The 14,920-nt window shown below is 41.0% G+C and carries 15 protein-coding genes; 6 read left to right on the forward strand and 9 right to left on the reverse strand.

Annotated features, from left to right (window positions below; all coding sequences use genetic code 11):
- Positions 1-95 precede the first annotated feature (95 nt).
- The 3 genes from ACLFKQ_RS05840 to ACLFKQ_RS05850 all read left to right on the forward strand — a co-directional run bounded on the left by ACLFKQ_RS05840 (position 96) and on the right by ACLFKQ_RS05850 (position 4,205).
- Positions 96-2,012: an AMP-dependent synthetase/ligase gene (locus ACLFKQ_RS05840; RefSeq protein ID WP_448998910.1), complete on the forward strand. Its 1,917-nt coding sequence runs from the start codon at positions 96-98 to the stop codon at positions 2,010-2,012.
- 456 nt (positions 2,013-2,468) lie between these two features.
- Positions 2,469-2,918: a YlqD family protein gene (locus tag ACLFKQ_RS05845; protein WP_448998911.1), complete on the forward strand. Its 450-nt coding sequence runs from the start codon at positions 2,469-2,471 to the stop codon at positions 2,916-2,918.
- A gap of 279 nt (positions 2,919-3,197) precedes the next feature.
- Positions 3,198-4,205 (forward strand): carbohydrate kinase family protein, encoded by a 1,008-nt coding sequence (locus tag ACLFKQ_RS05850; protein ID WP_448998912.1) that lies wholly within the window; start codon positions 3,198-3,200, stop codon positions 4,203-4,205.
- 132 nt (positions 4,206-4,337) lie between these two features.
- Here the strand turns inward: ACLFKQ_RS05850 and ACLFKQ_RS05855 are convergent, their stop codons facing one another.
- Positions 4,338-5,261: a hypothetical protein gene (locus ACLFKQ_RS05855; protein ID WP_448998913.1), complete on the reverse strand. Its 924-nt coding sequence runs from the start codon at positions 5,259-5,261 to the stop codon at positions 4,338-4,340.
- 43 nt (positions 5,262-5,304) lie between these two features.
- Between ACLFKQ_RS05855 and ACLFKQ_RS05860 the strand changes: the two genes are divergently transcribed.
- Together ACLFKQ_RS05860 and fba are read left to right on the forward strand one after the other, a co-directional pair.
- Positions 5,305-5,997: a Crp/Fnr family transcriptional regulator gene (locus tag ACLFKQ_RS05860; RefSeq protein ID WP_448998914.1), complete on the forward strand. Its 693-nt coding sequence runs from the start codon at positions 5,305-5,307 to the stop codon at positions 5,995-5,997.
- Positions 5,998-6,407: 410 nt separating this feature from the next.
- Positions 6,408-7,487 (forward strand): class II fructose-bisphosphate aldolase, encoded by a 1,080-nt coding sequence (gene fba, locus ACLFKQ_RS05865; protein WP_448998915.1) that lies wholly within the window; start codon positions 6,408-6,410, stop codon positions 7,485-7,487.
- 23 nt (positions 7,488-7,510) lie between these two features.
- Here the strand turns inward: fba and ACLFKQ_RS05870 are convergent, their stop codons facing one another.
- The 7 genes from ACLFKQ_RS05870 to ACLFKQ_RS05900 form a co-directional block, all read right to left on the reverse strand.
- Complete coding sequence (locus tag ACLFKQ_RS05870; protein WP_448998916.1) at positions 7,511-7,996, reverse strand: VOC family protein; 486 nt, start codon at positions 7,994-7,996, stop codon at positions 7,511-7,513.
- A gap of 43 nt (positions 7,997-8,039) precedes the next feature.
- The gene (locus ACLFKQ_RS05875) at positions 8,040-8,303 is read right to left on the reverse strand and encodes a MoaD/ThiS family protein (protein ID WP_448998917.1); all 264 of its coding nucleotides are present in this window, start codon (positions 8,301-8,303) and stop codon (positions 8,040-8,042) included.
- Positions 8,304-8,306: 3 nt separating this feature from the next.
- A complete protein-coding gene (era, locus tag ACLFKQ_RS05880) occupies positions 8,307-9,236 on the reverse strand; it encodes a GTPase Era (protein WP_448998918.1) in 930 nt (309 codons plus the stop codon).
- A 2-nt stretch (positions 9,237-9,238) separates the two neighbouring features.
- Positions 9,239-10,360 (reverse strand): succinylglutamate desuccinylase/aspartoacylase family protein, encoded by a 1,122-nt coding sequence (locus tag ACLFKQ_RS05885; protein WP_448998919.1) that lies wholly within the window; start codon positions 10,358-10,360, stop codon positions 9,239-9,241.
- Between the two features lie 243 nt (positions 10,361-10,603).
- On the reverse strand, positions 10,604-11,404 hold the full coding sequence (locus tag ACLFKQ_RS05890; protein WP_448998920.1) for a carbon dioxide-concentrating mechanism protein: 801 nt from the start codon (positions 11,402-11,404) through the stop codon (positions 10,604-10,606).
- A gap of 247 nt (positions 11,405-11,651) precedes the next feature.
- Positions 11,652-11,918 carry a hypothetical protein gene (locus tag ACLFKQ_RS05895; RefSeq protein ID WP_448998921.1) on the reverse strand — a complete coding sequence of 89 codons (267 nt, stop codon included), beginning with the start codon at positions 11,916-11,918 and terminating at the stop codon, positions 11,652-11,654.
- A 21-nt stretch (positions 11,919-11,939) separates the two neighbouring features.
- Positions 11,940-12,290 (reverse strand): hypothetical protein, encoded by a 351-nt coding sequence (locus tag ACLFKQ_RS05900; RefSeq protein ID WP_448998922.1) that lies wholly within the window; start codon positions 12,288-12,290, stop codon positions 11,940-11,942.
- Positions 12,291-12,670: 380 nt separating this feature from the next.
- Here ACLFKQ_RS05900 and ribBA point away from each other — a divergent pair, with 380 nt between their 5' ends.
- Entirely contained in the window at positions 12,671-14,341 is a 1,671-nt protein-coding gene (ribBA, locus tag ACLFKQ_RS05905; RefSeq protein ID WP_448998923.1) for a bifunctional 3,4-dihydroxy-2-butanone-4-phosphate synthase/GTP cyclohydrolase II, read from the forward strand.
- Between the two features lie 47 nt (positions 14,342-14,388).
- On the opposite strand, the gene ACLFKQ_RS05910 is transcribed toward ribBA, so the two are convergent.
- Entirely contained in the window at positions 14,389-14,907 is a 519-nt protein-coding gene (locus tag ACLFKQ_RS05910) for a DNA topology modulation protein (RefSeq protein WP_448998924.1), read from the reverse strand.
- Positions 14,908-14,920 lie beyond the last annotated feature (13 nt).

Genomic DNA, 14,920 nt, shown 5'->3' on the forward strand with positions numbered 1-14,920 from the left:
CAGGAGCAATTTAAAAACTGTAACTAAAAACAGACAATTCTCTAAATTAAATATTAAAACTAACTTATCAAGCTAATTGTTTACAAGTTATTTTTATGAATCGCAAACTCATTGACTATAGTAAAATTCAGTCTCTATCAGAGATTACGCCAAAAACCGCAGAAAAGTTTGGCGATGTAGTTGCCCTGCACGACCCCCATAGTAAACCAGAAGTTAAAATAACTTACCAGCAATTAAATACTCAAGTCCGAGAACTTGCTGCTGGATTACAGGCATTGGAATTAAAACCCCAGGAGAAGATAGCATTATTTGCCGATAATAGTCCACGTTGGTTTGTTGCCGATCGCGCTACGATGACGGCAGGTGGAGTGAATGTAGTTCGTTCTTCTAGTGCCGACGAGCAAGAGTTAGCCTACATTCTCAAAAATAGCGAGAGCACCAGTTTAATCGTTGAAAATCTCAAAACTTTGGCTAAGTTGCGCTTCCGATTAGACGAGTTACCACTAAAATTTGTAATTTTACTATCTGACGAACATCCCCCCGAAAACGAATCTCTCAAAGTTCTTAACTACCAACAATTAAGCGAGCTGGGCAGAAAACATCAACTGCAACCAGTCGAACAACAGAAAGAAACTCTGGCAACTTTACTCTACACTTCGGGAACTACTGGCAAACCTAAAGGAGTAATGCTGTCTCACGGTAATTTACTGCATCAGATCGTTGCAATTGAAACTATATTTCAACCACAGGTAGGAGATACTTTACTATCGATTCTTCCCAGTTGGCACGCTTACGAACGGGCGGGAGAATACTTTTTCTTATCTCATGGCTGCACGCAGATTTATACTACGATTCGCTACTTTAAAAAGGATTTAACTGAATATAAACCAGTTTACATGGTAGGAGTTCCCCGGCTTTGGGAATCGTTGTATGATGGGATTCAAAAACAACTTAAAGAACAATCCCCAAAACAACAAAAATTAGTTAATTTCTTCCTCAAACAGTCCGAAAGCTATATCATTAACAAACGCATCGCTAACAATACTAGTTTAGAGCATTTTGAAGTTTCTGGTTTGGCAAGAGCCAATGCCAAACTAGAGGCAATGGTACTCGCACCTGTTCACGTCCTAGCAGATCGCTTAGTCTATCGTAAAATTCGCACTGCGGTGGGTAATATCCAAGCGGTTTGTAGTGGAGGTGGCTCTTTAGCCAAATATCTCGACGACTTTTACGAAGCAATTGGGATAGATGTTTTTGTCGGCTATGGTTTGACCGAAACTTCTCCAATTACTAATGCCCGTACTCCTAGTCATAATGTTAGGGGAACCGCAGGTCAACCCCTACTAGAAACCGAAATTAAAATTGTCGATCCCGAAACCCGCCAAACCTTACCCCCAGGTGAAACGGGGTTGGTATTGATTCGCGGTACCCAAGTGATGCAGGGTTACTATAATAACCCAGAAGCTACAGCTAAGGCGATCGACTCAGAAGGCTGGTTTGACAGTGGGGATCTCGGTTGGGTAACGCCAGAAAAAGATCTAGTTCTTACAGGTAGAGCTAAAGATACTATCGTTTTAAGCAATGGAGAAAACATCGAACCCCAACCCATAGAGGATGCTTGCGTTCGCAGTATTTACATCGATCAAATTATGTTAGTCGGACAAGACCAGCGATCGCTCGGTGCCTTAATCGTTCCCAATTTAGATAATCTGCGACAGTGGGCACGAGAACAACAGTTAGAGCTCGATCTACCCGAGGATAACAGTTCTCCAGAAGCAAGCCAATCTAGCAATCTCAAGCATCCTGCCGTAGAAAAACTATATCGTAATGAATTAAATCGGGAGGTTAAAAATCGTCCTGGTTATCGTGCTGAGGATATAATCAAAACTTTTCGTTTAATTCTAGAGCCATTTTCTCAAGAACGAGGCACCATGACCCAAACCTTTAAAATTAAACGTCCTGTAGTCACCGAACGCTATCAAAACTTAATCGACGAAATGTTTGCCGACTGATAACGCCAAGGTAGGAGAGAATGTAGAAAAGGCAAGAAGTTGTTTTAGGCTATAGGATCTAGGTTTTGGGCACTGGGAAAACAGCAAGTAAGTAAATGGACTAAATTAAAGTTAACTGTGAAGGTTAGGAGACAGGAGACAGGAGTAATAAAGGTTTTGGGCGATCTAATAACTCTTGTTATTTTGAATTTAATTCTGTTTACCTACTTAGCGAGTTAAAAATGTTTCTCTTTTTTACCTTTTCTCTCCTGCTATTTCCCCTCAAAAAAAAGGTGACAATCAAGCCAAATTCAGTTAAAAGTAAAAAGATTAAATACTCAGGAAGTAATCGATCTTTAATTAGAAACTACCTGTAATCTTTAAGCAGTGATTTACTAACGCTCAGAGATTACTACGGAAATAGATTCCGCAGTAATCTCTGACTCAACTTGAGAACTAACTAGAAATTTAACGACTATGGATTACGCTACTGCAAGCTTAATGTTAAAACGTCCCGTAACTATTAAAGCGATCGTTACGGCTAGATGGAAAGAAGAAGTGCAACAACAACTGCAAAATCAGTTAACTCAACTAGACAAACAAATGCAGCAGCTCGATATGCAGGGCAATAGAACTATCGAAGAAATTAATAAACAAGCCAAACAACCTGCAACTCCACAAATAAGCAAACAAATAGAAAATATTCAAACTCAAGTCAATCAGAAAAAAAGCGAGATTCTCACTAAGAAAAACCAGATTCTACAGCAATTACAGCAAATACAGCTTTTAGAATTAGACCAAGAAGTAGTTCAGGCTCAGATGGATAGCTTTTTTAGACTAGAAAAAGGAGATAACCTGATTAAGAAGATGAATGTGGAAGTGGTAATTAGAGACGGGGTAGTAGAAGAAATTCGGGGCGAGCTTTAAAACAATAAAAAGCCTGATGAAGTATTTTACTACATTGCTAGTTTGTTCGATCTAGCAGCAATCTGGCGATCGTCTAGGTTACAAGTAACCCGAATGGCAAAGCGATCGAGCTACTTTTTTCTCCAATCTTTGATTGAGAGATTAAATCTTGTAAACTCATGCAGTTTCTCTGAGAAAATAGAAAAATGGTAAATACTAATAAATAGTGTCACTCATTCCCCACCAAGTGAAGATGGGCGGACGAGCGACCAGTAGTCAATCTGTATCGAGGAGACAGGATTGAATAGTAACGAAAACGTCCCTAACGCTACCAGAGTCATTTGTTTGGGAGAAATCTTGTTCGATCGCCTTGCTGATGAATTGGGAAAGCCTTTGGAAGAGGTTAAATCTTGGACGGCATATCCAGGAGGCGCACCGGCTAACGTCGCCTGTGCTTTGGTGAAATTAGGTACTCCTGCGGCTTTTATTGGTTGTGTGGGTAAGGATGCCCCCGGTGACGCACTGGTAAAACTTTTAGAGACAGTGGGAGTAAATACTTTTGGAGTGCAACGTTCTGGACAGGCTCCTACTCGTCAAGTTTATGTCGTGCGCTCCACAACCGGCGATCGCACTTTTGCTGGGTTTGGCGAGCTTCGACCCGATGAATTTGCCGACGCTCACCTCCAAGCCGAAAAATTACCTCCCAAACTATTTCTAGATGCTGAATTTTTAGTTATCGGTACTTTAGAACTAGCATATCCTCAAACTAGAAAAGCAGTATTTCGCGCTTTAGAATTAGCTGAAGAATACCATCTGAAAGTGATTTTGGATGTTAACTGGCGCGGAATGTTTTGGCAAGACGAGTCTGAAGCTTTGCCGCTAATTAACGAACTTTGGGAATATGTGGATTTTCTCAAACTAGCTGAGGAAGAAGCACGTTGGCTGTTCGATACTGCCGATGCAGGAGCAATTTACTATCATCTCGATTCGGTAGAAGGAGTGTTAGTTAGTAATGGGGATGCTGATGTCAGCTATTGTGTGAGCGATAACGAAGGGTCGGTAACTCCGTTTAAAGTCCAAGTTGAAGACACTACAGGTGCGGGAGATGCTTTCTTGGCAGGCTTTATCCATCAATTATGTCAAAGAGGAATTGAAAGCTTGAGCGATCGCGTCACAGTCAAAGAAGTGGTTACTTATGCCTGTGCGGTTGGTGGCTTAACTACGACAAAATCGGGGGCAATCTCTGCCCAACCCACCCCTGCTGAGGTAGACACTTTTCTCCAAAAACATTCTACTAGCACCAGCTAAAGATTCAGAAAGAGAGCCAACGACTTGCCTAGTTTCGTCTTGGCTCTCTTAATCTGGTTCGCTCCTCACACGCCCAAGATATTAAACAAACATAGGCTCTTTGTCAAGCTGTTAAATTTAACTAGACTTGATTTAAAGCTCTGTAAAGGGCACTGAGCCAAGTTTAATTGTGAGTAATTTATGTAAAAAATACTGCACTAAAGCAATCGACCCCAAACGCGCGATCGCACGTTGCGGACAATTCTGCTTGACTGCACCAAAAATTCGACATTGGGCTTCAAAAACTAACATTGCCTTGCTGAGGTTAAAAGCTATTTTTCGCCAATTTTCGGTTTGGCTGTCTAATTTATCGACGACGGTTAATAATTGAAACAACAAGTTAGATTCTGCGGCATGGGTCAAATAAAATCTGCCTGCTGGATCTAACCAGACTATGGGATCGGGTTGGGCTATTGGCCAAATTAAACTAGTAAAAGCGCGATCGCGCAACTCGATTAAATTTTCTCGTTCCGCCAAACGCAACCAGGAACAGCAGCGAGTATGAACGTACTGAGGGAAAAATAAATCGGTCTGAGTTGATGGGTTGTTTTGGGGCAAAGAATCTAAACTTAATAACGGACAAGCGTTCAAATTGGCGATCGTCTCTTCTAACCAGGCAGCTAAAGTAAGCTCTTCCCAGTAAAAATCGATCCATGCTGAAAATATCGTTACTCTAAATTCTAAACCAGTCTCAGTTGGTTCGACACCAACTAAAGGCAATAAAGCCACTAATTCTCGAGCAATAATAGCTGGTGATAAACTAAAGTATTTAGCAAGCACAAAAGCAATAGCACAGCGATATATAATCTTAGAAGATTCAGCAAACAGCAAAACAATTTTACGATCGAGCGCAGCATCGATTAACTCTAAATCGATAGATATATCTTTAGTTTGCCGATATAAATCGATTACTTGTCTTAACTTTTTTGTTAATAAATTTCTGAGGGAATTTTGTTCTAGTTCTTGACGTTTAAGAAATTTAACAGAAAAAGTATTTATCGATACATTGTCGTTCATATAGAATTAATACTTATTTGAGCCACCATTTTGCCTGTTCGATATGCACTTCTTCGATTCACTGTCCGAGGCATCTCCCCGATTTTCAACCTGGCAAAGCATTATTGACTGGGCGCAAACACATTATCGAGATCGTATTTTTAACAAAGACGAACGCATTCCCACTCGCCCCAAACTGCTATATTTAGTGAGTCAAGGAGCAATTCGCTTGATTGGTACGCCCAAACACAAACTAACCAAAGTTGCTACAGAATTAGACGAAGAATTAATCCAAGAAGCATTTCTTGGTTTTATTAATGCCGGTCAACCTTTTGAAATTGTGGCGCAGGCATCAATTAGTCTTCAAGCATACGCTCATATAGATTGTACTAGGGTAATTTGGCTTTATTGGCATGACTTAGAAATTTGGCCTGACTTTCGCCAGGAAGTATACGAAGCATTTCGCTATCAACACCAGCGTAAATTGTTATGGTTGAGTGCCCTAGGTCAAAGAAAAACTATAGACAGGCTAGCGAGTTTTTTAACCCTCTTAGTCGAAGAGTATGGCAGTGCCGAGAGACAAGGTTATTGCCTGCCCTATACTTTAACTCACGCTCAAATTGGTAGTGCCATTGGCTCGACTCGCGTTACCGTAACTCGTTTGATGGGCAAGCTGCGTCGTCAAGGTTCGATCTATATCGACGAGGATAACTGTATCTGCATACCCAATACTCAACTCAGTCGGGACGGTTCCTAATCGCTCGCTCGTCAATTCTAATTGAGCAACGCTCAATCGCAGCGCTGGATTTTACATCCAGCGACCGATTGAGTTAACGGATTTAAAATATATCCAAATCCAGTATTCTAGAGGCGAAAAATAACTCGCCACAATAGCCACCCTGGGAAGAATCTGAGAATTTCTGGTTTTAAAATCTAAAAAATACCTTAAGATTAACAATTAAGAAATATAATTTTCTTAAACTACACCAACAAAATGATGCTTGGTGTGACTAACTAGCTAAAACAATCGCGATCGCGTTTGAATTGGTTAGAGTGAAAATCCTCGTTTAATAAAATTCGAGGTGCGTCAACTAATGGTGCGTTCCTATCCCAAGGAGATAGAGGAACGCCATTTATAAACAAAAAAATATATTTAGGAGGACATCTATGGCACTCGTACCAATGCGTTTGCTTTTAGACCACGCTGCTGAAAACAACTACGGCATCCCTGCATACAATGTTAATAACATGGAGCAAATTATCGCGATTATGCAGGCTGCTGACGAAGCTGATAGCCCAGTAATTTTACAGGCTTCTCGTGGCGCACGTAAATATGCAGGAGAAAACTTTCTTCGTCACTTAATCACCGCTGCAGTAGAAAGCTATCCTCATATTCCTATCGCTATGCACCAAGACCACGGTAACAGTCCTGCTACTTGTTACTCGGCAATGCGCAATGGTTTTACTAGCGTCATGATGGATGGCTCTTTACAAGAAGATGCTAAGACTCCCGCTAGTTTTGAATATAACGTTAACGTTACTGCAGAAGTTGTTAAGGTAGCTCACTCGATTGGTGTAAGTGTAGAAGGGGAACTCGGTTGTTTGGGTTCTCTAGAAACCGGTAAAGGTGACAAAGAAGACGGTCATGGTTTTGAAGGGACTCTTAGCAAAGAGCAACTCTTAACCGACCCCGACGAAGCAGTAGAATTTGTCGAACGTACTCAAGTAGACGCTTTGGCTGTAGCAATTGGTACCAGTCACGGTGCTTATAAGTTTACTCGTAAGCCTACTGGCGAAATTTTGGCTATTGGCAGAATTGAAGAAATTCACAGCCGCCTACCCAACACTCACCTAGTCATGCATGGTTCTTCTTCCGTACCTCAAGAGTGGATTGACATGATCAACCAGTACGGTGGTAATATTCCTGAAACCTACGGCGTACCTATCGAAGAAATTCAAAAAGGGATCGAGAGTGGCGTGCGTAAGGTAAATATCGACACCGATAACCGTTTGGCAATTACTGCCGCTATTCGCGAGGCTGCTGCTAAAGATCCTTCTAACTTTGACCCCCGTCACTTCCTCAAGCCTTCAATTAAGTACATGAAACAAGTGTGCTTAAAACGCTATGACGCTTTCGGAACTGCTGGCAATGCAAGCAAAATCAAACAAACTACTTTGGATGTCTTTGCTACTAAATATGCTTCCGGCGAACTATCTGCTAGTCCTAAAAAGGCTGTTACTGCCTAAATAGCGCGATCGCAGTTTAATTTTTAGCTACCCTGTAGGAAAGTTCCTTTGACTTTTTCTACAGGGTTTACCAATTGAAAAGTTATATGTCCTGAAAGGTTTAGCGATCCAATTTTAGTTTTACGCAGTTGGGTATTTATAGGTAATTTTAGAGGTTTTCTTGAGCTAATTCCTGCGTTTTGCCAGCCCAATGGAAAAGAAGTATTTATAGCACCAGCAATGTAACGGAAAGAAATGCCGAAGTGACATGCTTTGCTTTCCCGCCAGTGAAGACGTTCCCACAATCTTGTAGGACGAACAATTTTAGATTGCACTTCTTCCTGATTATGCAGTCCGAGTAACTCAAGGTAAGCATTATTGAAGAAAAAACACTTACTTGCTGTTCCTTGACCAGAGTGAATAAATGAACCACCCAGTTGTAAACCGAAAGCATTGAGAGCATTAGCATCTGCATCCAGCGAGGACGAACAGATGAAGACATGGTCGAGTTCTAATATCTTTTTCGCCATCTCTACTACAGAATTTAACCTAAATTCAAATTATTTTTAACGTTTAACCGCCACTGACGGGGGGAATTAATACTACCTCGTCTCTGTCTTCAAGCAGTGTATCAGACTCGACAAATTTTAAATTGACACCAAAACGAGTGACATCTCGCCACTGTGCTAGTTCTGGTTTTTGTTCGATTAAAGTTTCCAAAACCGAACCTACAGTAATTGGTTGAGAAAAGTTTAAATTTAGTTCTGGTTTGCCAAAAGCTTCTTGGTAAATGGCAAATAATTTAACCGTAACCGCTATTGATGAGTTGTCAGCCATAAATTATTCTTCTACCTGATAGCCAAATTCCGCCAAGCGCAGACGGGACTGTCGCCATTTTGGTTCTACCTTAACAAATAGCTCTAGATACACGTCGCCCGAAATTAGTTTTTGTATTTGCTGGCGTGCTTCAGAGCCAATAGCTTTGAGCATACTGCCTTTTTTGCCGATGATAATTCCTTTTTGAGAATTACGTTCGACGTTAATTGCCGCATAAACTTTGGTAATTTTAGGCGTTTCTTCCACCTTTTCGATCGCAATTGCTACCGAGTGGGGAATTTCTTGTTTGGTTTGTAATAAAATTTGTTCCCGAATCAATTCTGCCATGATAAAACGTTCTGGTTTATCCGTTACCAAATCGGGAGGATAATAATAAGGACCTGGTTCTAAATATTTAATTAATGAGTTTTGTAAATTTTCCGTTCTCTTACCAGTAAGTGCCGAAAACTTGACTAGTTCCCAGTTGCAATCGCCAATTAATTCGGCATAACTATCGTCGATCGATTCGCGATGGTTGGAGCGTAAATCGATTTTATTCAAGCCTAAGATTACCGGAAGCGAACTATGTTTTAAAATATCGGCGATAAAGCGATCGCCCGTTCCGGCGGCTACCGAACCATCAACTACAAATAAGACTAAATCGACAGATTCGATGGCTATTCTAGCGTTTTTAACTAATACTTTACCTAGTTCGTGGTGTGGCTTATGGATACCTGGTGTATCGACAAAAATTATTTGTGCCGTTTCTGTAGTTAAAATTCCCTGTAAACGATTCCGCGTAGTTTGGGCGACGGGAGAGGTTATGGCAATTTTTTGACCGACCAGATGATTCATTAAGGTAGACTTGCCTACATTTGGTCTGCCGACAATTGCCACAAAACCAGACTTAAAACCCTCGGGTGCAACGGGAATAGCTGTTAGAATTTCGTTCATTATTAATATTCTAAAATATCCAAAACATACTCGCCTTGATTGACACAATGATTGGTAGCAAGATCGAAAACTATTCCGTGAGATTCGGCATGAATATCGATTATTTCCGGTGGTTGCTGTTGTTTGTTGAAGCTTAAAAGCTGATAGAGGCGATCGCCAGAAGCCACCTTAGTACCCAAAGGCAATCTCGACTGAATCATTCCACCAGTAGGAGCATAGTAACTATTAATCTTATCTCTTTTAACTAACTTTATTTCTCTGGAGCGCGGCAATTCGCTTAACTGCAACATATTTTTGAAAGCCAAATAATTAATAATTCCTTTAACTCCTTGAGCGACAGAGTTAGGATTCATTGCCATTCCCGAACCTAGTTCTAAAGTCCAAGATTCAACCTCAAAGCGAATATTTTTACCCAACTTGGCTAATTGTCGTTCTAAAGCCAACCAAGGTTTCAAAAAAGCTTCATCAAAAGCATCGCCATCATATTCATCGAATAAGATAGCGTATTCTAATAATAAATATTTAGCGGCAGCTTCTCTTCCTGAAAAACAAAAAGTAAAGTCGATTCCCTGATTGCTCGAACTATGAAGATCGATAACGTAATTAGCATCTAGGCAAAGAGATTGTAGTTTAGCGCGAAATTGTTTGCTAAGTGACATACTACTGGGTTTTTGTAAGTCAGCTAACTCTTCTTGCCAAGCAGCTAAAATTTTGTGGAGATAGTTTCGCTGAATTTCTTCAGGTTTTTTATCTATTTGAGACTTAGCAAATTGTTCTAAGTCTTGACATTCTTTTTCGTAATCCCAGAAAATACGGTTCCAATTTTTACCATCGTAACTATTAAATCTACCACTAGAAAAAACGTGCGATCGCTGATTGACTCCCAGTGGATTACAGACGGGAACTAACCAGATTTCACCGTTTACTCGTTCTTCATCTAAATCGGATAGAAACTCAATTAGCTGATGAATAACAGCATTACCTACGATTTCCGCGCCGTGAACATTGGCTTGAATATAAGCCTTTTTTCCTGGCTGCTTGCCAATAAATTTATATACTTGTAACTCTAGATTATCGCCAGAAGCAAGTTTACAAAAGTCAATAGTGGAAATATTGGGAGTCATTTAATAGTTAACACTAACGTAAAAGCAAACTCGTCGATCTTACAATATTACGTAAGTCAACCACCTAGTTATAGTCATCATATGCCGGCGTATCTTGGGAGCAATACCAAGTTTTTTTCCTATTACTTATACTGGTAAAAATTTCGATGGTGAGGTAGCCTCTAACTTTGCGCGAGGAGATTTTGTCGTATCTGGTGAAATAAGATTCGCTTTATTTTAGTGCAAACAAGCTCGAAACTATTTCTAAAGTTCTTCTATTTCCATGATTCTTTTTTTGAGAGGAAGTGGTTTGGTATCTGCTTGGGGTAATTCCAGTGGCTGTTTTTCTTTCTCTTTGACTTTGTTGGGTAACAGAACTGGTAGAGGTTCTACTTCATCGATCCAGTAGCTGGCGACGGGGAGAGTATGTTCTAAATCTTCTAACAGTCTGGGAATAACCATTGCCGCATGAAGTTCGCCAATTCTTTCGGCTTCTTGCATTCCCGCATCGACAGCGATCGCTACATTGGCGATCGAACCCCGAATAATCGCCGTACACAAGCCATCACCAATCTTTTCGTAGGAAGCCAACTGAACTTCAGCCGACTTTAACATCGCATCAGCTGCTCCCACCATTGCCGGAAAGCCTCTAGTTTCTATCAAACCTATAGAACGGTTACTGAGGCGACTGTAACCCCGTCTACTTTGAGCGAGTTCGAGCAAATGACTACCGATAGGAAATACGGCTTCTAGATTAGGCATCGGACGTGCTAAGACTAGCTTGGAAACCAACCCACCAAACTTTTCGGCAGTTCTAGCACCTTCTTCTACGGCTAAACGCACATCGGCAATATTGCCCCTAACCACGGCAGTACAATAACCACTGCCAATTTTTTCATAACCAACCATCGTCACTTCTGCTGATTTGAGCATCATATCAGCTGTACCGACGATCGCTGGAAAACTTCTAGTGGATACCAATCCTAAGGCACTATCTTGAAATGGGTGTTCTTGTACAAATTGCCTGCGGGTCTTGTTTTGCCTCCGGTAATCTAGATTAGCCATTCAGTATTTTTTCCTTCTTTAAAAAATGCCCCTCATACTTAGTTTAAGTCAGAACAATAGATTAATGCTTATAGCGAATATAGAATTTAGCAATGGCAACTATAAATAATCTAATCCAAGTAGAGAATTCTATTGTAATCGAAGCCACCAGATTTCGACGGGCTGGTAAATCGTCACCAATTGAATAGTAAGGGACAATTTTTCCTTTTTTGTAGTTATTTGTAGTTACTACTTTAGATTCCTTACTTTATTTAAACAAAATTAACCACAAACTACAGTAAGTCGGACCAACCAAAGTAGGATCGATCGCCAAGCCAATAAATCCAGTATTGCCTAGCATAGAAGCTAAAACGAAGCTGGCTTTGCTGGCTCTAATAGCTTTATGGCGCTCGTTCTCCAAATCATCGATTTCGCTACCAAATGGCGCGATCGCCAGAGGATATTTACACCAAGGAGGCTGCGATAACCTCGACTCAGACGATAACAGCTTTCGTTCGACTGTTAGAGTGGGCAAAACGTGAGATGAGGATTCTTCTCATGGGGTTATGGGACGAGATTGCCTATCCACCTGTTTCCCTCCAGTTTCAGCATCGTAGTCGAGCAATCTCCGATCTTGCCAACGATCTTCGAAATTATTAAAAAAAGTTAGCGAACAGATCGATGCCACTACCATTCTTACTAAAAGTACGATAATTGCGGTCGAAGGAGGAAGTAAAGCCGCTCCTTGAAAATTAGAACGTTGGGCTAAAGCTAGAATTTGCAGGGGAATGCCTATCCAGTACAAAAGTAGTCCTAGCAACTTGGGAGTTTTCAAGGTGATGAAGTTTCCGCGCAATAAGAAAATTCCCAAACTCGTCCAAAAAATACTTTCAGCAATAATTAACATGTATGAAGATCGATTAATCGGTCAGTCAGTTTGCAAAGAGAAATATTAATGGCGAGTGACAATATACCACCTGCTCATATTTAAGTTAGCCATCGCTGGGCATAAGTTTTTTGATTACCCTGTCAACTTAGTACCTTTAGTAACAGCTTAAATTGATATTATTTAATCAAAAATTCAAAAATATTTCTATGAGGCTTGATTCACCCAACCGAGAATCACTTTAATAGAATTGACAACTACAAAATAATTTCAAGGCAACTCACCTATCGAACGTCAGATTTAATAAACTGTATTTATGTCGCCAGCAAAAAAAGCTACAATCAAAATAAAAGAGATAAAGAGATATTTAAGACTGCGTTGCTGTAAATTAAATTTTGGTAGTGAAAACGCCTCAAAACGCCCCCGTTATTTTCGATACAATAGATTCTGCCCTAGCTGATATTAAAGCAGGACGTTCGATAGTAGTAGTAGATGATGAAAACCGTGAAAATGAAGGCGACATTATATGTGCCGCTCAGTTTGCTACTCCTCAAACCATCAATTTCATGGCAGTACAAGCCAGAGGTCTAATTTGCTTGGCAATGACGGGAGAACGATTGGATGCTCTAGATCTGCCGTTAATGGTTAGTAAAAATACCGACAGCAATCAAACTGCCTTTACGGTTAGTATTGACGCTGCTCCCAAGCTGGGAGTGACTACGGGAATTTCTGCCGAAGATCGCGCTCGTACTATTCAAGTAGCGATTAATCCCGCTAGTCGCCCCGAAGATTTAGTGCGTCCGGGGCATATTTTTCCCCTAAGAGCCAGAAGAGGTGGAGTTCTAAAACGAGCGGGACATACGGAAGCGGCCGTGGATTTAGCAAGATTGGCGGGATTGTATCCTGCAGGAGTAATTTGCGAAATTCAAAATCCCGATGGTTCGATGGCGCGATTGACTCAGTTAGTCGAATATGCTCGTCGACACCAACTCAAGCTGATTAGTATTGCCGATTTAATCAGTTATCGCCTCAAAAACGATCGCTTCGTCTATCGAGAAACAGTCTGTAAGTTTCCCAGTCAATTTGGAGATTTTCAAATTTACGCTTACCGCAACACTCTCGACAATACCGAACATTTGGCGATTGTCAAAGGAGATCTTGCAGAACTTGCAGCTAAACCTGCCGTAGTCAGAATGCACTCTGAATGTCTTACGGGGGATGCCCTAGGTTCTCTACGCTGTGATTGCCGGATGCAGCTACAGTCGGCTTTAAAAATGATCGAGACCCATGGTTTGGGAGTTGTAGTTTATTTACGGCAAGAAGGTCGGGGTATTGGCTTGGTGAACAAGCTCAAAGCCTATACCTTGCAAGACATTGGTTTAGATACGGTAGAAGCTAACGAACGTCTGGGGTTTGCTCCAGATTTACGCGATTATGGCATGGGAGCGCAAATACTCAACGATCTCGGAATCAAACAGATTCGCCTGATTACTAACAATCCTCGTAAAATTGCGGGGTTAAAAGGCTACGGTTTGGAAATTGTCGATCGCCTGCCTTTATTGATCGAAGCTACCGATTATAACTCTCAATATTTGGCGACCAAAGCCAAGAAACTCGGTCATTTACTGCTACAAACCTATTTAATTACCATCGCCGTCTCTTGGAAACAAGAGTTAAATTCAGTTACTCTCCGCTATCAAAGACTGGATAAAATTCGCTACTTGGCTCAAACCTACGATTTTTTACTGCAAGAAGAAGCCAGACCAATTTCGATCGCCTTATTCAATCGTTCGTCGTTAATTTTCCATCTGGGATTCGACCAGTCAAACCTCGCTGCTTCAGATTGGTATCGAGACTGCAATCATCCTTATATGTCGGGGATAGCCGAAATATTAGATCTTCTGGCAAGCTGGAACGAAGTAGAAAGTATTGAATTTTTGCTCGCCCCTGGTGACGATCCAATGACGGGGTTGCAGGTAAACTTAGATCGACAAACTTATCCTAGAAGTCAAAAACCATCGGAACTCTGTGGTGAGTTGGCAGGTCAAACTATTTATAGTATTGGGCGGTGATAAAAAGTAGAAAGTAGTATGTAGCAAGTAATTATGGGAACTGGGCGTTAAGGCGATCGCTTTGATACTTGTTCGAGAAAGTCTGAGACGCGATGGGGATTTGGCAAAATTATTACTTGCTTAAAATTTCGATATTTTTCTAGTCTAGCTAAGATTTCGGCTCTCTTTCGAGCGGGAAAATTCCAGACGTACTGCAAAAATTCTAGGTTTAGTCTTTCTTCACAGCCCGCAGCCATATCTTGTCTAACTCGACCTCTGTACTTTAAATATCTAGTAATTACTCTCCACAAACACAACCCACGAGGAAAATCCAGCCAAATAATCGTATCGGCTGCTTTAAGGCGCATCTCTAAAGTGTTACTGTAGTTGCCATCTATAATCCAGCGATCGCCCTGAATCAAATGCTGCTGGATGTTTATCCAATCTGTTCGCTCCGTTTCTACCCATCCTTCCTGCCAGTAATATGAATCTAAATGAATAACTGGTAGGGAAAGTTTTACTCCCAAAATTCTTGCCAGTGTCGATTTACCAGCACCACAAGAACCGAGAATAGTTATACGCTGCATGATTCCAATGACG

Source organism: Myxosarcina sp. GI1(2024), from assembly GCF_053543375.1.

Excerpts from the sequence above, each read along its gene's own strand:
- ACLFKQ_RS05840 (WP_448998910.1), top strand. The coding sequence starts at position 96 with ATGAATCGCAAACTCATTGACTATAGTAAAATTCAGTCTCTATCAGAG.
- ACLFKQ_RS05845 (WP_448998911.1), top strand. The coding sequence starts at position 2,469 with ATGGATTACGCTACTGCAAGCTTAATGTTAAAACGTCCCGTAACTATT.
- ACLFKQ_RS05855 (WP_448998913.1), bottom strand. The coding sequence starts at position 5,261 with ATGAACGACAATGTATCGATAAATACTTTTTCTGTTAAATTTCTTAAA.
- ACLFKQ_RS05860 (WP_448998914.1), top strand. The coding sequence starts at position 5,305 with ATGCACTTCTTCGATTCACTGTCCGAGGCATCTCCCCGATTTTCAACC.
- fba (WP_448998915.1), top strand. The coding sequence starts at position 6,408 with ATGGCACTCGTACCAATGCGTTTGCTTTTAGACCACGCTGCTGAAAAC.
- ACLFKQ_RS05870 (WP_448998916.1), bottom strand. The coding sequence starts at position 7,996 with ATGGCGAAAAAGATATTAGAACTCGACCATGTCTTCATCTGTTCGTCC.
- ACLFKQ_RS05875 (WP_448998917.1), bottom strand. The coding sequence starts at position 8,303 with ATGGCTGACAACTCATCAATAGCGGTTACGGTTAAATTATTTGCCATT.
- era (WP_448998918.1), bottom strand. The coding sequence starts at position 9,236 with ATGAACGAAATTCTAACAGCTATTCCCGTTGCACCCGAGGGTTTTAAG.
- ACLFKQ_RS05885 (WP_448998919.1), bottom strand. The coding sequence starts at position 10,360 with ATGACTCCCAATATTTCCACTATTGACTTTTGTAAACTTGCTTCTGGC.
- ACLFKQ_RS05890 (WP_448998920.1), bottom strand. The coding sequence starts at position 11,404 with ATGGCTAATCTAGATTACCGGAGGCAAAACAAGACCCGCAGGCAATTT.
- ACLFKQ_RS05900 (WP_448998922.1), bottom strand. The coding sequence starts at position 12,290 with ATGTTAATTATTGCTGAAAGTATTTTTTGGACGAGTTTGGGAATTTTC.
- ACLFKQ_RS05910 (WP_448998924.1), bottom strand. The coding sequence starts at position 14,907 with ATGCAGCGTATAACTATTCTCGGTTCTTGTGGTGCTGGTAAATCGACA.